This window comes from Mesorhizobium sp. IMUNJ 23033 (genome assembly GCF_044778005.1).
Classification (GTDB): Bacteria; Pseudomonadota; Alphaproteobacteria; order Rhizobiales; family Rhizobiaceae; genus Mesorhizobium; species Mesorhizobium amorphae_A.
The window spans coordinates 181,025-202,943 of sequence record NZ_JBJACT010000008.1; the positions used below are offsets into that span (position 1 = coordinate 181,025).

Annotated in this window: 11 protein-coding genes; all 11 read left to right on the forward strand. The window is 62.1% G+C overall.

Features of this window, described 5'->3' with window-relative positions; genetic code table 11:
• The first annotated feature begins 219 nt into the window (after positions 1 to 219).
• The 11 genes from ACFX5Q_RS12880 (at position 220) to ACFX5Q_RS12930 (ending at position 21,688) form a co-directional block, all read left to right on the forward strand.
• Positions 220 to 2,316, forward strand: a complete 2,097-nt coding sequence (locus tag ACFX5Q_RS12880; RefSeq protein WP_404278303.1) for a GumC family protein — start codon at positions 220 to 222, stop codon at positions 2,314 to 2,316.
• A gap of 20 nt (positions 2,317 to 2,336) precedes the next feature.
• Positions 2,337 to 2,906, forward strand: coding sequence for a transcription termination/antitermination protein NusG (locus ACFX5Q_RS12885; RefSeq protein ID WP_404278305.1), 570 nt, complete (start codon positions 2,337 to 2,339; stop codon positions 2,904 to 2,906).
• A 237-nt stretch (positions 2,907 to 3,143) separates the two neighbouring features.
• The gene (locus tag ACFX5Q_RS12890) at positions 3,144 to 4,826 is read left to right on the forward strand and encodes a hypothetical protein (RefSeq protein WP_404278307.1); all 1,683 of its coding nucleotides are present in this window, start codon (positions 3,144 to 3,146) and stop codon (positions 4,824 to 4,826) included.
• Positions 4,827 to 5,036: 210 nt separating this feature from the next.
• Complete coding sequence (locus tag ACFX5Q_RS12895) at positions 5,037 to 6,257, forward strand: glycosyltransferase (RefSeq protein WP_404278309.1); 1,221 nt, start codon at positions 5,037 to 5,039, stop codon at positions 6,255 to 6,257.
• A 171-nt stretch (positions 6,258 to 6,428) separates the two neighbouring features.
• Complete coding sequence (locus ACFX5Q_RS12900; protein ID WP_404278311.1) at positions 6,429 to 7,655, forward strand: polysaccharide biosynthesis/export family protein; 1,227 nt, start codon at positions 6,429 to 6,431, stop codon at positions 7,653 to 7,655.
• A gap of 538 nt (positions 7,656 to 8,193) precedes the next feature.
• Positions 8,194 to 9,969 carry a type I secretion system permease/ATPase gene (locus tag ACFX5Q_RS12905; protein WP_404278331.1) on the forward strand — a complete coding sequence of 592 codons (1,776 nt, stop codon included), beginning with the start codon at positions 8,194 to 8,196 and terminating at the stop codon, positions 9,967 to 9,969.
• Positions 9,970 to 9,988: 19 nt separating this feature from the next.
• Positions 9,989 to 11,308 (forward strand): HlyD family type I secretion periplasmic adaptor subunit, encoded by a 1,320-nt coding sequence (locus ACFX5Q_RS12910; protein WP_404278333.1) that lies wholly within the window; start codon positions 9,989 to 9,991, stop codon positions 11,306 to 11,308.
• Between the two features lie 124 nt (positions 11,309 to 11,432).
• Positions 11,433 to 12,311, forward strand: a complete 879-nt coding sequence (locus tag ACFX5Q_RS12915; RefSeq protein WP_404278313.1) for a sulfotransferase family protein — start codon at positions 11,433 to 11,435, stop codon at positions 12,309 to 12,311.
• A gap of 150 nt (positions 12,312 to 12,461) precedes the next feature.
• Entirely contained in the window at positions 12,462 to 13,964 is a 1,503-nt protein-coding gene (locus tag ACFX5Q_RS12920; RefSeq protein WP_404278315.1) for a lipopolysaccharide biosynthesis protein, read from the forward strand.
• Positions 13,965 to 14,168: 204 nt separating this feature from the next.
• Positions 14,169 to 17,336, forward strand: coding sequence for a putative Ig domain-containing protein (locus tag ACFX5Q_RS12925; protein WP_404278317.1), 3,168 nt, complete (start codon positions 14,169 to 14,171; stop codon positions 17,334 to 17,336).
• A 392-nt stretch (positions 17,337 to 17,728) separates the two neighbouring features.
• A complete protein-coding gene (locus ACFX5Q_RS12930) occupies positions 17,729 to 21,688 on the forward strand; it encodes a metallophosphoesterase (RefSeq protein WP_404278319.1) in 3,960 nt (1,319 codons plus the stop codon).
• The last annotated feature ends 231 nt before the right edge of the window (positions 21,689 to 21,919 follow it).

The window sequence follows — 21,919 nt, forward strand, 5'->3', positions numbered from 1 at the left end:
TGTCCGCGAAGCTGATATGGTTTCGATTGACCGGTTGCGTGATCGGTCAACGGGCGGAAGAGAGCGATTTGGACATGCCAGATGGCGGGGCGAGAACCCCTACCGTTTCATGCGCGTGAGTGCGCTTAGCAGCTAGCTGCCCGAAGGATCTTGAAGTGCGAGCCATTCAGCCGGCGCTGAAGGGGTAGGAGTTCTGTTGTTCGTCGCAAGGATTCGGAAATGCCTAGCCCGACTGACAATCCGATCATGACCCGGCAATTGATGCCGCTCGACGTCAGGGAGATTCTTGATTTCCTTGTCCGGCGCTGGAAGTTTGTCTGTGCGACTGCAGCGATCACCTTTGCTATATTCCTGGTTGCTGCCTATAAGATCCCACCATCGTACACGGCAGCTGCGGAAGTCTTACTCGACGCGCCGAACGATTATGTCACTCCACAGGATTACTCAAAATCCGACTTTTCGGACAATTCAACATTCATCGAAAGCCAGATTGCGGTCCTGAGGTCTACTTCCCTTCTGCAGAAGGTCGTCGATGGCGAAAAGCTGACGGAAGATCCCAACATCGGGCCAGCGGCGTTGGATTGGCTCAAGGGTGCGCTGGGAGTCTCGCGCGTCGGACTTGCCGACGTCATCGAGCTTTCCGTGACCTCCTACGATCCGGACAAATCGGCATCCCTCGCCAATGCAATTGCCCAGGCCTATGTCGTTGACCGGGTAAAGTCCCGTTACGAGGGCGCCAAGAAAGCGTCCACATGGCTCAGTGAGCGGGCCGCGTATCTGCGGGAAGAGCTCAGCCGGTCGGAACAAGCCGTCCAGAAATTCCGGATCGATCACAATCTATTGTCGACACAATCGGGCAGCCTGACCGACCAGCAGCTGTCTGAATTGAATGTCGCCCTGATCAATGCGCGCGCGGAACTGTCGGAGAAAAAAACAAAATATCAGCTGGTTGACAAATTACTGAGTGGTGGCGGCGATATCCAGACCATACCTGACGTATTGCAGTCCGTTGTCGTCAGCGCACTTCGAGCTCAGCAATCCGTGGTGGCGCGGCGGGAAACCGACCTTCTGTTGAAGTATGGCGAACGGCATCCGGACGTGCTGGCTGCCCAGGCGGAGCGCCGGGACATCGAGGGACAGATTTCCGCCGAGGTCCAGCGCCTCATCGGCAATCTAAAGAATGAAGTCGACGCCGCCGAGGCTCGCGAAGCTTCGCTCTCGCGAGCCCTGGCGTCGGTATCCGACAAGTCCGAAGTTGAAGGTCAGGTTGGCGTCCAGTTGCGCGACCTGCAGAGGATTGCCGACGCCAACAAGGAGCTCTTTGGGACGTTCCTGTCTCGCGCCAAGCTCGCCGAGGAAAAATCCACCCTCCTCAACAGCGGCGTACGCGTCATCACGGACGCGGAAATTCCGGATGCGCCAAGTTTCCCGAACAGGCCCCTCTTTGCGGCCTTGGGTCTGGTCCTCGGTGTCTTCTTTGGCGGCTCCGGCGCCGTTCTTCGTGAACTTTTCGCTTCCGGCTTCATGGCAAAGAAACAGATAGAGGAAGAGCTGGCCGTTCCGGTTCTTGCGTCCGTGCCGAGAATGTCGGGCTGGTCGGGAGACGCCAATTCCCAATCTCAACCGGTGGCTTATCTCGAGCGCCGGCCGCTATCCAGATACAGCGAAGCCGTACGACGGCTTCGCCTGGGCATGGAGGCAACGCCTGGGGCGGGGCGGTCGCCGCGCCTCATGCTGGTGACATCGGCGATGCCCGGCGAAGGAAAGACAACTCTGGTGCTAAGTCTGGCCTGCTCCGCAGCCGCCGACGGCGACCGGGTCCTGGTGATCGATGCAGACTTGCGGCTTTCAGCAGCCACGGCCTTCTTTGGCATGGGAGACAAGGTCGGATTGGTTGACCTTCTGACTTTGCCGATGAAGGCCGCTAACGCAATTCATCGGGACGAACGTTCGGGAATCCACCTGCTGCCTGCCGGCGCCAGGACGCGGAACCCACCTGCCCTTCTGGCTTCGGCGCGAATGCGCTCGCTCCTAGATGAACTCCGCGGAAAGTTCGACACGGTGATAATCGACGCACCGCCTGTAGGCCCCGTAGCCGATGCCTCGATCCTGGCGCCGTACGTCGACAAGGTCGTCTTTGTCGTGAAGTGGCGCGACACCTCACGCGAGGCCGCTGCCGAGGGAATTCGAAGTCTTGGCGGCCGTTCCAAGATCGCCGGCATTGCCCTGACAATGGTGGACGAACCAAAGCTGCCAAGATACGGCCGCTACACGTCGCTCGAAAGCAGTGTCTCGGACAGTTACTACCTCAACTAAGAGAAAAAGAAGAATTCACAATGCTGCAATCCGACTTACATTATGATCCGCTCCTGGAACCGACAAGAGACAGCCGCGACGGCAAGGCTGCGCGTTGGTGCGTGGTCCAGACACATCAGCATTCCGAGAGCCTGGCCGAGCGGCACCTTCTGTCGCAGAACTTCCGAACCTACCTGCCCAAGCGCAAGCGGACTGTTCGGCACGCTCGTAGCGTCAAGACCGTTTGCAGTGCGTATTTCGATTGCTACCTGTTTGTCTCCCTGGCTGTCGATCAGCAAAGTTGGTACCCGATCAACTCCACCGTTGGCGTTCGGAAGCTCGTCATGAGTCATGGCGTACCGACACCAGCGCCGTATGGCGTCGTTGAGTCCCTGATATCGGCGACCGATGACGACGGAATCTTGCATCCGGATGTGCTGCTGAGGCCGGGGCAAAGAATTCGGATCACCGACGGACCGTTTTCGGACCAGCTCGGCGTGCTTGATTACGTTGGAAGAGCCGGAGCCGTTAGAATTCTTCTCGATATCATGAACCGTTCAATTCCGATTACCATTGATAGAGACAACATATCGATCGTCTCTCAAGATTGAGCTTGTGTTTTTCTAGTTGGTTTTTTCGCAATGTGACGCCGAAACTATGCGGCGAGGGAGTGTTGAGTTGGCGCACAATTCACCCTCAGTGCGGTAGCGTGCAATACGAGTTCCAAGCCCTTGAAACCTTCACGCAAGTCCAAACCAGGAAGCAGTCACCCCGTGGGCCCCGGAGAGCTTAGGGATGGCCTGCAGCCGCAACAATATCGTCGCTGGTCCCCTGAGGCCAAGGCAAGGATGCTGGCGGAAGCGTTGGCGCCGGACGCGCATGTTCCAGCACCTGCCGGGGCGCCTGGCGCGGGGTCGTGGCAAGACTTCGCCTGGCGGCGGAAAGCCGTTGCGGACAGCGAAGCCGATACAGAGCCATCGCAAACTGACGGAAATGCTCCTTTTCGCCCCTTCGAAACGGAACCGGCACTGCCGATCGCCGCCGAACTTTTTCGAGCGCTGAATGCGGCCGGCCTGAAATACGGGATCGTTCAGGATCTCGCATCGGTGCAGGACGCACTTGCTGGCCGGGACGATCTGGATGTCCTTTTGGACAAGCACGACTACCCGGTCTTCTGCTCGATCGTCAGCCGGATGCAGGGTCGCCGCGGCGTGAGCCTCTCCTGCTACGACAATGTCTGTGCCGGCCGGGAGGACTGGTTCATACCCGACTTTTCGCGCGGCCGGTACCTGCATCTCGACACGCATATCGGTGTCCGGGTCGGTCGGGAGTTTCGTAAGCGCTATCTGGCGTTCGACTATGCGACGATCGCACGATGGGAGTCTATTTGCGTGGAGGACGTATCGGTTCCCGTCGTCTCTCCTGAAGACGAGATCCGAATAGCGATTGCCCGTTTCGCCTTCCGGGCTCGGGCCTTCCCGTGGAGCCGGTGGATCACCCTGCCCGATCGGTGGAAGGACCAGCTTGCACGCCTGCCATCGCTGCCCAGCGAGCCATCGCTGCCCGGCGAGCAAAGCTTGCATGTCGTGGAATACACCTTTGGCGGCGGAAGGACGGCGATCTGCAGGTTCCGGAAAAGCGGCGACGATCTGGTCGCTGATTATGGCGATCTTGCCAGACTGCGCCGTTCGATCCGGGAAATGTCTGGTTTCACAGGGCATTATGCAGTCGCCGATGCTGCGGTTCATCTGGTCCGCAAGACCTCATATCTCGCCCTGAGGCTGCTTCAGCGCCTGATGCCCGGCCGCCTTCCACCGAAGAGACGGCCGGTGGCTGGCGGGCTTGTTGTGGCGGTAATCGGTCCTGATGGGGTGGGCAAGAGCACTCAGGTCGATCGGCTGACCCAGACATTTCGATGGAAATTCGGGTGTGCGCAGGCCTATGTCGGAACCGGCGATGGCCGCGGATGGTGGCTTCGCAAGCGGCTGCAGAGCCTGATTTTACCTCATAGACGCAGCCTGAAGTCCCTGGTCCAGCAGGATGGCAACGATTCCATCCGCCGAAGTTGGGCCAAGGGGGGCGTTGTCGCGACCGGGTTGGCATTGTGGGCGGTCCTGATTGCGTTTGAGCGATACGCGGTTGTGAAGCGTGCGCATCGATGGGCAACACGCGGCATGATCGTCGTTAGTGACAGGTGGCCGCAGACGCTGCGCAGGGGATATCTGGACGGGCCAACCATCCCCGAGCACCTGTTCTCCATCCCGGGCTTGTCGCCTCTCGCCCGGCTCGAGCAGAAACTCTATCAAAAGATGGAGGAATGCCGGCCCCACCTCATTTTGCACCTGGTTTCCGATTTTGCCGTCTCCGAGCAGCGAAAGCCGGGAGAGATCAGGAAGGAAGCGTTCGATGCGCGGCTGTCGCTGATGGCGGAGCTGCGGACCCGGGACAAGAACATCCGGACCGTTGACGCGAGTGCCAGCCTAGAGACGGTCAACCGGGAACTGTTCAGGCATATCTGGCTGTCTCTGTAAGAGACAGCGCGGGCGGCACAACCGCCGACATCCACCACCACAGCAGACGCAAGCGGGCAACCTTGCCACGACGAACGCCCTCACGGCCGGGCGATCCCGGCCATGCGCGGGACAGGCGCCGAGAGACGTCCCCAACGTCCCGACCGCTGCGCCGATCTCCTGCCCGAATGCACCGTCCGCCGGATTTCACATCCCCAGAGGTATAGGCAAATGAAGATCATTCATGTGCTCACCCGACTGCTTCGGGCAGGTTCCGAAGAGAACACATTGGCCTGTTGTCTCGCCCAGGCGCGGCACGGCCACGAGGTGATGCTGGTTCACGGTGAGGAATACGACCCGAGTTTGCGGGCGTCCGTAGCCGGAGCCCTTCGGATGGTGACCCTGGAACGGCTCCTGAACCCGATTTCACCATCCCGCGACATCTCTACATTCAGGCAACTCACGCGCCTCATGCGCGATTGGCGGCCTGACATCGTGCATACGCACCAAAGCAAAGCCGGCATCGTCGGCCGCCTTGCTGCCAGGGAAGCCAATATCCCAGGCATCATCCATGGCGTGCACATTCTGCCTTTCGTGCATGTGGGCAGTGCGCAGAGGTTGATGTTCCTGGCTGCCGAGCGCCTGGCGGCGAACTTCACGCGCGCTTTCATCGATGTCAGCCAGGCGATGCGCGACATCTGCATCGCCAATCATTTGGGCAGCCCCGATCAGCACCATGTCGTCCACTCCGGCTTCGATCTGGCGCGCTTCGCCAACGCGCAATGGCCGCATGAACCGCATCTGCTCCTGGGGACGGCCATCGGTGAGCCAAAGCCGCCCGTGGTCCTGGTGCTGGCCGCACTGGAACCGAGAAAACGCCACGTCGAGTTCATTGAAGCATTCGGGCAAGTGGTCGACCGAATTCCGAACGTGCGGCTGCTCCTCGCTGGCGAGGGACCGGCGCGATCCGCTGTCGAATCGGCGATCCAACGATCCCCGTTCGCAAACAGGGTTCGCATGATCGGCCATCACCGCGAGCCCGAACGGCTGATCAGCCTGGCCGACGTGTGCGTGCTGACGTCGATGCGAGAAGGATTGCCGCGCGTCATGATGCAATACCTGGCGGGCGGCCGGGCCAGCGTGGTCTCGCATCTGCCCGGAGTGGAAGAGGTCGTGAAGCATGGCGTGAACGGCATCGTGACGCCTGCGGAGGACGTAGGCGCCGCGGCGGCGGCGGTCGCCGATCTTCTCGCGAACGAACACTATCGCGCTCGGCTGGCTGATGGCGCGAAGCTCACCGACCTTTCGTCCTGGGGGCTGGAGTCCATGTGCGAAAGGGTCGAGCTGATCTATCAGTCCGTGCTGGAGTCAGCCCTTTCACCCGCCAGGCCGAACGACGTCCGAATTGGCGACGGGCTGGCCAAGCAGACCTTGGGGCTTCACGGATTTTGATGGACCTTCCGCTCCCCGAACGGAGCCGACGAACTGATTCTGACGGCAGGCAGGACAACCGGAGTACGAACGATGCGTTTGCGTGCTGAGCAACAACTTCCATCCAGGCCTTTGCCAGCGAAGAATTGGAGCCGACGACTATTTCCCAGGCTTGAACCTGCGGTCAGCAGCATGCTCGCGATGATTGGTGGCCTCGCCATAGCCTTTGTACTGCTCGCCGCTGATGCGTCCCGCGCGGACGGATATACGTTCGACAGCGGTGACATCCTGCGCGTTTCGGTTATCGGCGAGGCATCCTATCCGCTCGACGTCGTGGTCGATGATCGGGGCTCCATATCGCTTCCCTTGTTGGGTGATGTCCAGGCGCGCGGCCTCACCACCGTTGCCCTCTCGCAGGCCATTCAGCGCGCATTTCAGCAGCAGAAGCTCATCCTCGAGCCCTTCGTGAAAGTGGAGATCGGCCAGTACCGGCCGTTCTTCATTTCCGGAACGGTGGCCCATCCCGGATCGTACCCTTTTCAACCGGGAATAACGGTTCGCCATGCGCTCGCCATCGCAGGCGGCTTTCGGGCTACCACCGTGGGAAACATGGAACCGGCCCTGCAAATAGCCGATCTGCGCAGCGCGCGCGCAAATCTGGCGATTGAAGAATATCGCCTCAAGGTTCGGCTCGCCCGGCTCGAGGCGGAAACTCGACAGGACAAGTCTTTCGTTGCCCCACCGGATCCGCCGGTCGAGTTCGCCGGACATTTGATTGCCGACATCGTCGCGTCCGAACAAGCCCAGTTGGACGCGCGGCTTGCCGCGTATCGGGACGACGTTTCCTATCTCGAGGCCTCGTTGGATCGGGCGAGGAAGGAAGCGAAAATGATTGCCACCTCGCGAAATGAGCGGGAGAAGACCGCGAACCTTCAACTCGAGGAACTGAAGTCTGCCCGGTCGCTGCGGGAAAAAGGCCTGATAACGAATTCGAATGTCATGACGGCCGAAAGAGCCCACACCAGCTATCGCGCGGAACTTGCGCAGACCGAGCTTCAGCAGGAGCAGGTGCGGCAGGCGATACTGAACTCGGAAAGCGAGCTTCGAAAAAAGCATCAAAGTTATGAAATGGAGTTGATCGCGCAGACCCAGGACACGCAGGTCGAGCTTGGAAAGACTCAAAGCCAGATAAGGTACGTCGCCGACAAGCTTCTCTTTATCTTTACCTATGGCGAACAGCGGACCTTCGACGACCTGCAAGGCTCCGTGAAGATTTCGATCTTCAGGCGCGAGCAGAAAATCGCCCACGACCTCGTCGCCGACGAAAATACCGAAGTAAGAGCAGGCGACGTCATCGAGGTCTCCATCGTGGCCAACAAAGGGTTCTACGCACCCGACGCTTTGACCACCGGGCAGTAGCGGCCTCAAATGCGGAACCCTCGGGCCGGAATTGCGTAAAAACAAAGAGTTAGAGCGCATCGGCGATTCTATCGAAGCTGAACCGCTCTAAGTGGGTACGACTTTCATCTCAGGAACTTTGATCGTGGTCTTCGGCGCAGCACTGACAGTCCTGGGGAGCTATCTCCGCCGGGCGATTGCCCCCGTTGAACCGGCACAAAGGCCGCTCGGCCTTCTCCGGCCGCCGGCGCGCCGAAAGACGACGCTACGTCGCGCGCCGCGTCGCCGCCGTCCCACCGTCCGGTCGCGCATTGCCGGTATAGTCCTCCTCCTCGCTCTTGTGCTCGCCGGAATTGGGTTTCTGCCGCGCCTTGTTGATTTCGAGGGACTGACATCGCCGACGCGGCCTTTGGCCGATCGACTGCCTGACTGGGTCCACTTTGCCGATGGGAGCTCACTGGACGCTCTCCCGGTTTGGCTGACGGCCGCAGTTCTGGGGCTACTGGTGGTGGCTGCCTACAAGGCAGGGCGGAAGCGGAGGGGCGCTTTGCCGATCGTGTTGGCGAACACAGGCGCTCAATCCTCTGCCGGGGGCATCCAGCCGGCGCCCGGTTCGGAACTGGCCTGCGCGCTGCGCTCCTGCAAGGGAGCGCTCGCGGGCGTCGCGGTGTTCAGTGGCGTGAGCAATATCCTCATGCTGACCGGTGCGATATTCATGCTGCAAGTCTATGACCGGGTGCTGCCGAGCCGCAGCGTTCCGACCCTGGTAGGGATGGCGATATTGGCAGGCGCCCTGTTTATCGGGCAGGCGGTCATCGACCTCGTGCGCGGCCGCATCATGACCCGGATCGGCGCCGAAGTGGACGAAGCCGTCGGAGGACGCGTGTTCACCGCCGTGTCCAGGCTGCCCTTGTTCCTTGGCCCGCAGGGCGACGGGCTGCAGCCGCAGCGAGATCTCGACAGCATCCGCACATTTCTGTCGAGCCCCGGGCCCAGCGCGCTGTTCGAATTGCCGTGGCTGCCCTTTTATCTGGCAATCATCTGGAGCTTCCATCCAATCCTCGGGATCACGGCCACTTGCGGCGCAATCGTGCTGGTGACCCTGACTGCCGCAACCGAGATCTTCACGCGCAAACCGATGGGCGCCGCGGTTCTGACCGGCGTGCGGCGCAACAGCTGCGCCGAGGCCAGTCGCCGCAACGCAGAGGTGCTTGCGGCAATGGGCATGGGAAAGCGCCTGCATGACCATTGGAGGGAAGCGAGCCGGGAATATCTGGCACAGCAGCAGCGTGTCAGCGACATCGTGGGCGGCTTCGGCAGCTTCGCCCGCGCCTTGCGGCTGATGCTCCAGTCGGCAATGCTGGGTGTGGGCGCCTGGCTGGTCATCGAGGGCGAGGCAACGGCCGGCATCATCATCGCCGGCTCCATCCTTGCCGGCCGTGCGCTTGCCCCTGTCGATCTTGCCATCGCCCATTGGCGGAACTTCGTCGGCGCGCGCCAGAGCTGGCGCAGGCTGAGCAATCTGCTCGCCCGATTGCCCCTGGACGCCCAGCCGATGGCGCTTCCGGTGCCGAGTTCCAATCTGACGGTGGACCGCATCGCGATCGGCGCGCCGGGCACGCAACGGATCATCGTGCAAAGTGTCGAATTCCGTCTGGATGCCGGCTCGGTGCTCGGCATCATCGGACCAAGCGGTTCCGGCAAATCGAGCCTCGTTCGCGGGTTGGTCGGCGCGTGGCGACCGCTGGCGGGTCGTATCAAGCTCGATGGCGCGGCGCTCGATCAGTGGTCGCCCGAGCGACTTGGCCGCTGCATAGGCTATCTGCCGCAGGACGTCGAACTGTTCGCGGGAACGGTTGGCGCCAACATCGCACGTTTCGATCCTGGACCGGACGCGGAAGCCATCGTCGCCGCTGCGCGTGCCGCCGGCGTCCATGACCTGATCGTCGGTCTTCCCAACGGTTACGAGACGCAGATCGGAGAGGGCGGCACCGCGCTTTCAGCCGGGCAGCGTCAGCGCATCGCCCTGGCGCGCGCCCTCTACGGCGACCCCTTTCTGGTAGTCCTCGACGAGCCGAACTCCAACCTCGACATGGAAGGCGAAAGGGCACTTGCCGAGGCCATCCTCAGAATCAAGGCGCGCCGCGGCATCGTGGCGATCGTTGCGCATCGACCGAACATTCTCACCACGGTGGATTACATCCTCATGATGAAAGAGGGGCAGATGCACATGTTCGGCACGAGAGAGTGCGTTCTGTCCAAGCTCTTTCCTATGCCGCAGGTCAATGGCGAGGGCCTGCAGCCGGTTTCAAGCTCGCCGCAACTGCCGAATTGAAAACGTCGGGAAACGGGCAATGAGGGCAGCCATGTTGAGCCGATTGCCTTCCAACCGGCGATCCATTCGCCACAATCTGCTGGGCGGGACGACCGTCGTTGCGCTGCTCGTCGGCGTGATGGGAGTCTGGGCCGGGACAGTGAACATTTCGGGCGCGATCATTTCGCGCGGCGCGGTGATCGTCGACGGCAGCGAAAAGAAGGTGCAGCACCCGACAGGCGGTGTTGTCGGCAAGATCTTCGTGCGCGATGGCGACCGTGTGCGGGCCGGCGATATTCTGGTGCAGCTTAGCGACACCATCCCGCGTGCCAGCCTGGCCTACGTGACAAAGAACCTGGACGAGCTTTACGCGCGAAAGTCCCGGCTCGAGGCGGAACGTGACGGCAGTAAACGGATGACGCTCGCTCCGATCCTTGTCTCACGAATGAACGATCCTGAGATTGCGGCCACGGTGGCCAGCGAACAACGACTGTTCGAACTTCGCCGGGTCGAGCTGTCCGGCAACAAGGCACGCATGCGCGAACGCATCGAGCAGCTTCGCAAACAGATCGAAGGCTATTCGGCCCAGGCGTCGGCAAAGGCCAAGGAGATCGCGCTTATCAGCGACGAACTCGTCGACATCCGCAGCCTTGTGGAAATGAAGCTCATCCTCAAATCGAAGCTGACCGAATATGAACGCGAGGCGACACGCATCGAGGGTGAGCGGGCGCAGCTTGTGTCGAGCATAGCGCAGGCAAGGGGGGCCATCGCCGAAGTCGAGCTTCAGATCCTGCAGCTGGACAAGCAGTTCTCCAGCGAAACCGGAAGCGAACTGCGCGACGTCGAGGCCAAGATCGCCGAATTCGAGGAACGCAAAGTCACCGCGGAGGACCAGCTTTCGCGCATCGATATTCGCGCTCCCGCCAGCGGCATTGTCCATCAATCGACGATCCACACCGTGGGCGGCGTGATCGGCGCGGGGGAGCCGATCATGCTGGTCGTACCCGACACCGACACCCTCACGGTCGAGGTGAAGGCGGCCCCACAGGACATCGACCAGCTCTTGATCGGTCAGAGCGCGCGTCTTCGCTTCACCGCCTTCAACGTGCGCACAACGCCTGAAGCCGAAGGCGTGGTGTCCATGATCGCGGCCGATGTAACGCACGACCAGCACACCAATGAAACCTACTACGTTGTGCGCATCGCGCCCGACCCGAAGGATTTGAAGAAACTCGGCCCTGTCTCACTCATTCCCGGCATGCCGGTCGAAGCGTTCATAAGAACCGGCGACCGCAAGGTGATCTCCTATCTGATGAAGCCTTTGACAGACCAGATGATGCGCGCGTTCCGGGACGAATAGTCGCGCTCAGCGCGGCAAAAGCAATTCCAGGAAAAGTGCGCAGCGATTTTCCGTCCGGAATTGCGTGAAAACATTAGAGCGGTTCGGGCAATCCTGTCTCACTTGCGTTGAACGGTGACTTCTCATGACGGCAACAGAGCTGAAGCCTCCGATTTTTCTGATCGGCAACTATCGGTCGGGCACCACGATTGCGCAGAAGCTGATCGGGCTGCATCCGGACATCGTCACCTGGTATGAACCAAGGACATTATGGCTCTATGCCGATCCGGCGCGGCGCCATGACGAATTCGTCAAGAGTGACGCCACGAAAAAGGTCGTTCGTTACATTCGCGATCGGTTCCTCGAGTACCAGTCGCGTAACGGCGGCCGGCAGGTCATGGAAAATACGCCTTCCAATGTCCTGCGCGTGCCGCTTGTCCACGAGATTTTTCCGGAAGCTATATTTCTATATATTACGAGGAACCCCTTCTCATGCATAAGCTCTATGGAGCTTAAGTGGCAGAAACCAAAGACTTTAAAGGGGCTGCGAAGGACGCTTGCGGTTACTCCGGTGACACATCTTCATTATTACGCAAAAGATTTCATAAAGCAGCTCATCGCCAAGAAGATCTTTAGGAGAAAATACACGCCGATCTATGGGCCCCGCTACAAGGGAATCGATCGGGATTTGCAGGAACAGGAAAAATTGACGGTGATCGCGCGCCAGTGGGCGCGCGGCAACCAAAAGGCCCGGGAAGATCTCGCCAGGTTGGGGAACGGCCGCGTGTTGTCGTTTCGCTATGAGGATCTGATGCAGGATCCCGAGCCGGTGTTGCGGCGCATCTATCAGCATTGCGGGCTGGACTGCACCGACGAGATCGTTCGCACGGCCAAGGAGATGATCGATCCCGGCCGACAGCAGAAGTGGCTCCGCCTCGACCGCAAGGAACTGGCGGCGATAATACCGGAGATCCGGGACGAAATGCAGTACTACCGCTACGACATCCCGCAGCCCCTTCAGTAACATGGCACGCCGGGCGGCGGACCGCACCGAGGCCGAACCGCCTCATACGGCGCACCGGTATCCGCCGTTCGGATATCTGTCCTCTGTGAGCGCATCCTGGAAAGATGCAATGGCCGCCCGCCTGGGTTGGCTTGGTGAGTGGAGAGAAGCGTGAGCGATATCCGGCGCGGGCTGGCAAAACACAGTGTCGTGGGCATGTTCTGGACGGCCCTTTCCATGGGCGCGCTTGCGGTCGCGGAGCTTGTCGCCCTCCTCGTCCTGGCCCGGTTGCTCTCGCCCAAGGAGTTCGGCCTTTACTCCGCGGCTCTGATCGTCATCAAGTTTTCAGCCATCTTCCAGGGGCTTGGCATTACCCCCGCGATCGTGCAGCGCCCTGTGCTGGAGGATCGGCATCTTCGGGTCGGGTTCACCTTGTCGTGCCTCCTTGGGCTGGCTGTGTCCGCGCTGGTCTGGGCGATGGCACCCGCCATTGCCGGCCTCCTTCGGCTTGCCGAACTGGCTCCGGTCGTGCGTGCGGTCTGCTTCGTGTTCCTTTTCCAAGGGGTTTCCATGGTGGCACTGGCCTCGGCCCAGCGCGCGCTGCGGTTCCGTTGGCTGGCACTCATCGACGCCTGCGCCTTTGCGGTGGGCTACGTCGTTGCCGGGCCGGTTCTGGCTTGGCTCGGCTTCGGCATCTGGGCGCTTGTAGCGGCCGTGCTGATCCAGCAATTCACACGCATGATGGTGCTGCTCATAGGCCAGCCGCACCCGATGCGGCCTTTGCTGGAACGGCGCGCCATCGCCGAACTGCTCTATTTCGGAAGCGGCTTCACCATTGCCCGGATATTCAACTACCTCGCCACCCAGGCTGACAAGCTTGTCGTGGGCCGCTGGCTCGGCGCCGATGCGCTCGGCCTGTACGGTCTGTCGTCGCAGCTCATGACGACGCCTGCGGTCATTGTCGGTCAGGTTCTCGATCGCGTGCTGTTCCCGACCATGGCACTGGTCCAGGAGCAGCCCGCGCGGCTTGCTCGCGCCTATCGCAGCGCAGTCGCGGGTTGCGCACTGCTCGTCCTGCCGGCCAGCGTGGTCGTGGCGATCGTCGCGCCCGAACTGGTCGCGGTCATTCTCGGACGGGGATGGGAGGGCGTTGTCGGCCCACTGCAGATCCTCGCATTCGGCATGTTGTTCCGCACGAGCTACAAGCTCAGCGATTCCGTTTCTCGGGCAACCGGCACGGTCTACGCCCGGGCCTGGCGCCAGGCTGTTTTCACCATCGGCGTCTTTGTCGGGTCCATCATAGGGCAATTCTGGGGCATAGAGGGGGTGGCGATCGGCGTCGGCGCCGCTTTCGGGGTCAACTTCATCCTCATGGCACAGTTGAGCCTCCGCGTGACCGGGATGCGGTGGTCGGAATTTGCCATGGCGCACCTGCCCGGCCTTGCGCTCGCAGGCGTGCTCGGAACAGGCATCTGGGCATTCGTGGAATGGTTGCGCGAACTCCAACTGCCTGCGCTTGCCCTGCTCATCGATACGGCATTGCTGGCGGCGGCTGGGGGCTTGCTGCTGTGCTGGATCCTGCCGTCGCTGTTCCTTGGACAGGACGGGCGGTCCCTGCTGCGCTTGCTCGCGTCCGTAGCGCCCTCTTGGCGTCCGCTCCGCCGCCCGGGATGAAAAAGAAAACAGACTGATAACGGCGGGACCCGACTTGTAGCTGACCGCCCTGCCATGGATTGCAGCCGTGGCTTTCATGGGCACCTCACCGTCGCTGTGGCGATGAAAACAGTGCATCCACGCTCGATCACGGGGGTTGGTACTGGCCATACTCCCTCTTGAACACGCCCCAAGGCCGAGAAGGCAGGGGAAAGGAGATCTGACATGGCAATCATCGAGACAAGGGTGGCGGCCGCAGGCGATGATGTCGAGCAGAAGGCCTCTGGCTCGATCTCGACCAACGTCACCGACCTGGAGCTGGGCTATGACGGCAACACCAGCCAGACGGTCGGCATCCGCTTCACCGGCATCGACATTCCCCAGGGCGCCATCATCACCAGCGCCTACATCCAGTTCCAGACCAACGAGGCGAAGACCGGTGCGACCTCGCTGCTGATCAAAGGGGAAGATGCGGACGACGCCAGCGCCTTCACCAGCGTCAAGTTCAACGTGTCTTCACGCGCGACGACGGACGCGTCCGCGGCCTGGGCGCCCGACCCGTGGACCACGGTGGGCGACCACGGCCTTGCCGAGCGCACACCTGACCTCACGGCAATTGTCCAGGAGATCGTCAGCCGCTCCGGCTGGGTGGCGCTTAACGACATGGCATTCCTGATCACCGGCACCGGCACGCGCACCGCCGATTCCTACGAATACAATCCGGCCAGCGCGCCGCTGCTGCACATCGAGTACATCCTGCCCAGCGCTCCGGTGGCCTTCAACACGCCGGCCGACGCCGATCCGGTTGCCAACCAGATCACCGAGCTGGCCGCGGCGGGCGCCCCCATCGGGATCACCGCCTCGGCCACCGATCCCGACGCCGGCTCGACCGTCACCTACAGCCTCAACGATGCGCGCTTCGCAATCGACGCCGACACTGGCGTCATTACCCGCTCGGCCAACGGGACGCTCGACTTCGAGACCCAGCCTTCGATCAACCTGACGGTGACGGCGACCTCGTCGGACGGCAGCACCGCCAACCAAAGCTTCACCCTCGCCGTCCTCGACAATCCGGAGCCGGTCGCCTTCAACGCCCAACCGGATACCGACACCGCCCTCAACCGGATCGCCCAGAACGCTGCCGCCGGCACGGCGATCGGGGTCACAGCCTCGGCAACTGACCCCGACGCCAGCTCTACGGTCACCTACAGCATCGATGACGCGCGCTTTGCCATCGACCCGCAGACCGGCGTCATCACGCGCTCGGGCACCGGCACGCTCGATGCAACAACTGAGCCGTCAGTCAACTTCAACGTAACCGCAACCTCCTCCGACGGCAGCACGGATACCCACGCCTTCAGCGTTGGCGTCACCGGGACCACGCCTGTGATCATCGAGACAAGGGTGGCGGCCGCCGGCGACGATGTCGAGCAGAAGGCCTCCGGCGCGATCTCGACCAACGTCACCGACCTGGAGTTGGGCTATGACGGCACAACCAGCCAGACGGTCGGCCTCCGCTTTACCGGCATCGACATTCCGCAGGGCGCCATCATCACCAGCGCCTACATCCAGTTCCAGACCAACGAGGTAAAGACCGGCACAACCTCGCTGCTGATCAAAGGCGAAGATGCGGACGACGCCAGCGCCTTCACCAGCGTCAAGTTCAACGTGTCCTCGCGCGCGACGACGGACGCGTCCGCGGCCTGGGCGCCCGACCCGTGGACCACGGTCGGCGACCACGGCCTTACCGAGCGCACCCCGGACCTCACGGCGATCGTCCAGGAGATCGTCGACCGCTCGGGCTGGGCGGCGCTCAACGACATGGCATTCCTGATCACCGGCACCGGCACGCGCACGGCCGATTCCTACGAGTACTCACCGAGTAGCGCGCCGCTGCTGCACATCGAGTATATCCTGCCCGGCCCAGTCAGCGCTCCCGTGGCCTTCGACACGCCGCCCGACGCGGACGCTACCGCCAACCAGATCACCGAGCTTGCGGCGGCCGGCGCTCCCATCGGGATCACCGCCTCGGCCACCGATCCCGACGCCGGCTCGACCGTCACCTACAGTCTCAACGATGAGCGCTTCGCCATCGACGCCAGCAGCGGTGTCGTCACCCGCTCCGCCAACGGCACGCTCGACTTCGAGACCCAGTCGTCGATCAACCTGACGGTGGCGGCGACCTCCTCCGACGGAAGCACCACCAGCCATAGCTTCACCGTCGCCGTCCTCGACAGTCCGGAGCCGGTCGCCTTCAACGCCTCTCGGGACGCCGACACCGCCGTCAACCAGATTTCCCAGAACGCCGCCGCCGGAACAACGATCGGGATCACCGCCTCGGCCACGGATCCCGACGCCAACTCGACGGTCACATACAGCATCGATGACGCGCGCTTTGCCATCAACGCCAGCACCGGCGTCATCACGCGCTCTGGTTCAGGGACGCTCAATGCCCAGTCCGAGCCGTTAGTCAGCTTCAACGTAACCGCGACCTCCTCCGACGGCAGCACGGATACACACGCCTTCGCTGTCGACGTCACCGGCGGTAGCCAGCTGCCTACATCAGTGACTTTGGCACACACAATCCTGACTTCGCAGTGGTCGCCGCCGAGCCCCGACCCTACGGATATTGTCTACATCTCCCACCTCGGCACGCTGCTGGTTGCCGATAGTGAAGTTGACGAGATGTCCATCTTTACCGGCAAGAATCTTTATCAGATGAGCCTGAGCGGCTCCCTGGTGGGCACGCTCACCACCATCAATTTCTCCGATGAGCCGTCCGGGGTCGCCTACAATCCCGTTAACCGGCATCTCTTCTTCACGGACGACACCGGCACCAGGAGCGTATACGAGCTCAACCCTGGGCAGGACGGACTTTACAACACGTCCGATGACATCGTGACCTCGTTCAAGACGTCCGCATTCGGCAGCACGGATCCGGAGGGGATCTCCTATGACACCAATCGTGGGGTCCTGTATGTCGCGGATGGCACAAATCAGAGGATCTACACGGTCGCCCCGGGTGCGAACGGCATATTCGACGGTGTCGCAAGCACAGGCGGCGACGACATCGTGACGAGTTTTTCTGCGCAGTCGCTGGGAACCCCATCCGACGAGAGCATCGCGTATGACCCGGTCCATGACATCCTTTATATCATTCAGTCACGTGACTCGGTGGCAATGGTAACACCCACAGGGCAATTGCTGGGCACGCTCGATATCTCTGCCGCCGACGCGCACAAGCCGGCGGGACTGGCCCTGGCGCCGAGCAGCGACGATTCGAGCCAGACGAGCCTGTACATCGTCGATCGAGGCACGGACAACGACTCGAATCCGAATGAGAACGATGGCAAGATCTATGAGTTCTCATTCGATCATTGGATGCTCGTCTGATCCGTAGCAAGCGATGTTCCAGGCGCGGGCGCGCGCCTCGCTCAGCCGGAAGGGATGAACCCTCGGATACAAACCAGTGCCGAGGCTAATTCCCTCCATTGACCCAGATACCGCCCCAGACACCGTGATAGGCTGGACCATGTTCGGCCTGCCGCGCCCCCGCGAGTGATCCAGGCAAGTGCTCGCCTGACGTCCTGACTTTGTTTTCTGCGGCGACGCCCTGCCAGCGCGATTGAGCGCAGACAGTCCGGCGAACCATCGCCACCAGTAATGCGGCCCCTCCATTTTGACCGTCGACGCCGTCGATCGCGACTGAGCGGAGCAGGCTGCTATGTCCACCTCCGGCCCTGCCGAGGCCTAGGTTTGAAAAACAGCGGCAAAGGAGATCTGATATGTCTAAACTGCATCGGATTCCGGAGAGCGGCAACGCTCCGGGACCGGTCGTGCTCGACTCCACGGCCTTCCTGAACAGTCTTTCCCCGATCCTCGAATCCCTCGACGATAGCAGCCTCGCTGGTGAGGCCGGCGAGCCCGATTACAGTCAAAGCGCGGATCAGGCCGCGAGCAAGATCGACAGCCTCATCTCCACGCTCGAGATCCCTGCGACCTGGGCGCTCGATGGCGGACTGAAACTCCCCGGCCTCGCCGAAGCGGCCGCCAGGATTGGCATTCATCTCGACGGCACCTTCCTGGACGACGTGGCGGCGAATGCCGGCTCCTGGCATTCCGCGGTGCGCTTCGGGAATGGCGGCATCACCTCGCCCGCTGCCGCATCCGACCGAGTGGCCGACACGATCGCCACGCCGACGGCGGCCACGGTCACCAGCAGCCTCCTCGTCGCCAGTGCGGTCAACCTGACCTTCGAGACAAGGGTTGCAGCCGCCGGCGACGATGTCGAGCAGAAGGCTTCCGGCTCGATATCGAGCAACGTCACCGACCTGGAACTGGGGCTTGATGGCACCACCAGCCAGACGGTCGGCCTGCGCTTCACCGGCATCGACATACCCAAGGGTGCCATCATCACCAGCGCCTACATCCAGTTCCAGGCCAATGAGGTGAAGACCGGCGCGACGTCGTTGCTGGTCAAAGGCGAAGACAGTGACGACTCCAGTCCCTTCACCGCTGTCAGCTTCAACGTATCCTCGCGCGCGACCACAGACGCATCCTCGGCCTGGACACCGGCCGCCTGGACCACGGAGGGCGCCCACGGCCTTGCCGAGCGCACGCCGGACCTCACGGCGATCGTCCAGGAGATCGTCAACCGCTCCGGCTGGGCGGCGCTCAACGACATGGCATTCCTGATCACCGGCACCGGCACGCGCACAGCCGACTCCTACGAGTACTCGCCGACCGGCGCGCCGCTGCTGCACATCGAGTATCAGCTGCCCAGCCCTCCCGTGGCCTTCAACACGCCGGCCGACGCCGATCCCGTCGCCAACCAGATCGCCGAGCTTGCCGCAGCGGGTGCGCCCATCGGGATCACCGCCTCGGCCGCCGATCCCGACGCCGGCTCGACCGTCACCTACAGTCTCAACGATACGCGCTTCGCAATCGACGCCGGCGCCGGCGTGATCACGCGCTCGGCCAACGGCACCCTCGACTTCGAGACCCAGCCGTCGATCAACCTGACGGTGACGGCAACCTCCTCAGACGGCAGCACCGCCAACCAAAGCTTCACCGTCGCCGTCCTGAACAACCCGGAGCCGGTTGCCTTCAACGCCCAACCGGACGCCGACACCGCGATCAACCGGATCGCCCAGAACGCCGCGGCGGGCACAGCAATCGGGATCACCGCCTCGGCCAAGGATTCCGATGCCGGCTCGACGGTCACCTACAGCATCGATGATGCGCGCTTTGCCATCAACGCCAGCACCGGCGTCATCACGCGCTCAAACACCGGCACGCTCAACGCCCAGTCCGAGCCGTCGGTCAACCTCACCGTCACAGCCACTTCATCCGACGGCAGCACGGATACCCACGCCTTCAGCGTTGGCGTCACCGGGACCACGCCTGTGATCATCGAGACAAGGGTGGCGGCCGCCGGCGATGATGTGGAGCAGAAGGCTTCCGGCTCGATAGCGAGCAACGTCACCGACCTGGAACTGGTCGTTGACGGCACCACCAACCAGACGGTCGGCCTCCGCTTCACCGGCATCGACATCCCCCAGGGCGCCATCATCACCAGCGCCTACATCCAGTTCCAGGCCAATGAGGTGAAGACCGGCGCGACGTCGCTGCTGGTCAAAGGCGAAGATACCGACGACTCCAGTCCCTTCACCACTGTCAGCTTCAATGTGTCCTCGCGTGCCAAAACGGACGCGTCCACGGCCTGGGCGCCGGTCTCCTGGACCACAGAGGGCGCCCACGGCCTTGCCGAGCGCACGCCGGATCTCTCGGCGGTCGTCCAGGAGATCGTCAATCGCTCGGGCTGGGCGGCGCTCAACGACATGGCATTCCTGATCACCGGCACCGGCACGCGCACAGCCGATTCCTACGAGTTTTCGCCGGCTAGCGCGCCGCTGCTGCACATCGAGTATCTCATGCCCGGTCCTGTCAGCCCTCCGGTGGCCTTCAACACGCCGCCCGACGCCGACCCCACGGCCAATCAGTTCGCCGAGCTTGCCGCGGCGGGCGCCCCCATCGGCATCACCGCCTCGGCCACCGATCCCGACACCGGGTCGACCGTCACCTACAGCCTCAACGACTCGCGCTTCGCCATCGACGCCAGCAGCGGCATCATCACGCGCTCGGCCAACGGCACCCTCGACTTCGAGACCCAGCCGTCGATCAACCTGACGGTGACGGCAAGCTCGTCGGACGGCAGCCTGGCCAACCACACCTTCACTCTCGCCGTCCTCGACAACCCGGAGCCGGTCGCCTTCAACACCCCGCCCGACTCCAACACCGCCGTCAACCGGATTGCCCAGAACGACGCCGCGGGCACGACGATCGGGATCACCGCCTCGGCCAAGGATCCCGATGCCGGCTCGGCCGTCACCTACAGCATCGATGATGCACGTTTTGCCATCAACCCCAGCACCGGCGTCATCACGCGCTCCAACACCGGCACGCTCAATGCGACAACTGAGCCGTCAATCAACCTCCACGTCTCCGCAACCTCGTCTGACGGAAGCACCGCCACACAAGATTATACTGTCGGCGTCGTTCCGACGGCGGGGCCGCAGACATTATACCGGTTCGCGATCTTTGGTGATTTTGGCGATACCGATCTCGCCGGTGAGAAGGCGGTGTCGGCGATGGTCCATGCTTGGAACGTCGATTTCATTCTCACAGTAGGCGACAACGTATATGCACCGCAGTCCTTCGATGCCGCCGTCGGCCAGCAGTACCATGACTACATAGGCAATTACCAAGGCGCATACGGCAGCGGCAGCACCATCAACCGTTTCTTTCCCACGCTAGGCAATCACGAATATGGCGATGGCAACGTTGCCGCCTACCTGGACTACTTTACGCTGCCCGACAATGAGAGGTACTACGACTTCCAGATCGGGCCGGTGCATTTCTTCGCTCTCACCAGCAACAAGGAGGACCCGGATGGCCGCAGTTCCACTTCAGTGCAGGGCCAGTGGGCGCAATCCCTTCTCGCGAGTTCCGACGCGAGCTTCAACCTGGCGTACTTCCACCACACGCCATACAATCCGAGCGGCACCACCGCCACCATGCAATGGCCCTTCGAGCAATGGGGCGTGAGCGCGGTCTTTGCCGGCCATCAGCACAATTACTACCGGGAGAATCGAGACGACAATGGCGACGGCGTATTTCTTCCATACACGACTACCGGTCTTGGCGGAGCTGGTCGTAGCGTTCCCAACGTCGGTGCCAATCTGGTTACGGTCACCGACGCAGGCATGCTGATCGAGTTCTACAAGGTCAGCAGCTTCAACGGGACAACGGCAACCAGCGTGCTCACCGATTCCTACTTTGTCCCGACGCCTGCAGGGCGTACGCCGACAATCGTCGACGGGGGTTACGTCCTGAACGGCACCGCCGGCGCGGATTATCTATGGGGTCTGGGCGGGAACGACAAGCTGATCGGCGGGCGCGGCAACGACATGCTGGTAGCCGGCAATCAGAACAATCTGTTCGTCTTCGCTGTCGGCGATGGGCAGGACACCATCGCGAACTTCGTGGCTGGTGCCGGCACCGGCGACGTCCTCGATCTCAGAGCCTTTGGCATCACCAACACCAGCCAGTTCCAGCAGGTGGCCACCAACCAGGGCGCGAATGTCGTGGCGTCCCTGAGCGGCGGGGATCAGATCACGCTGCTTGGCGTCCAAGAGGAACAATTCCACAACGACAACTTCCTGAGCAGTGTGCTTCTCGCATAGGCGCCGCCCGACGGAAATGCGCCCGAGCGACTGAATGTCCGAAGATCCGCGGTGTGCGCGGCTGGTGCCCCATCCCGATCAGGTCGGGATGGGGCTCTTTTCTTTTTGACGTAATGCAAGTGCGGGCCTGGTCTCTGCCGACAAAGAAAAGCCCGGACCGCTCGCGGCACTCTGGTGTGCCGCGAGCGGGTCGGGGGGTTTAACTAAAGAACCCAACAAACCCCCGAAAAA

What these genes read in the sequence shown, in the direction of transcription:
- ACFX5Q_RS12880 (WP_404278303.1), top strand. Translation starts at nt 220, where the DNA reads ATGCCTAGCCCGACTGACAATCCGATCATGACCCGGCAATTGATGCCG.
- ACFX5Q_RS12885 (WP_404278305.1), top strand. Translation starts at nt 2,337, where the DNA reads ATGCTGCAATCCGACTTACATTATGATCCGCTCCTGGAACCGACAAGA.
- ACFX5Q_RS12890 (WP_404278307.1), top strand. Translation starts at nt 3,144, where the DNA reads ATGCTGGCGGAAGCGTTGGCGCCGGACGCGCATGTTCCAGCACCTGCC.
- ACFX5Q_RS12895 (WP_404278309.1), top strand. Translation starts at nt 5,037, where the DNA reads ATGAAGATCATTCATGTGCTCACCCGACTGCTTCGGGCAGGTTCCGAA.
- ACFX5Q_RS12900 (WP_404278311.1), top strand. Translation starts at nt 6,429, where the DNA reads ATGCTCGCGATGATTGGTGGCCTCGCCATAGCCTTTGTACTGCTCGCC.
- ACFX5Q_RS12910 (WP_404278333.1), top strand. Translation starts at nt 9,989, where the DNA reads ATGAGGGCAGCCATGTTGAGCCGATTGCCTTCCAACCGGCGATCCATT.
- ACFX5Q_RS12915 (WP_404278313.1), top strand. Translation starts at nt 11,433, where the DNA reads ATGACGGCAACAGAGCTGAAGCCTCCGATTTTTCTGATCGGCAACTAT.
- ACFX5Q_RS12925 (WP_404278317.1), top strand. Translation starts at nt 14,169, where the DNA reads ATGGCAATCATCGAGACAAGGGTGGCGGCCGCAGGCGATGATGTCGAG.
- ACFX5Q_RS12930 (WP_404278319.1), top strand. Translation starts at nt 17,729, where the DNA reads ATGTCTAAACTGCATCGGATTCCGGAGAGCGGCAACGCTCCGGGACCG.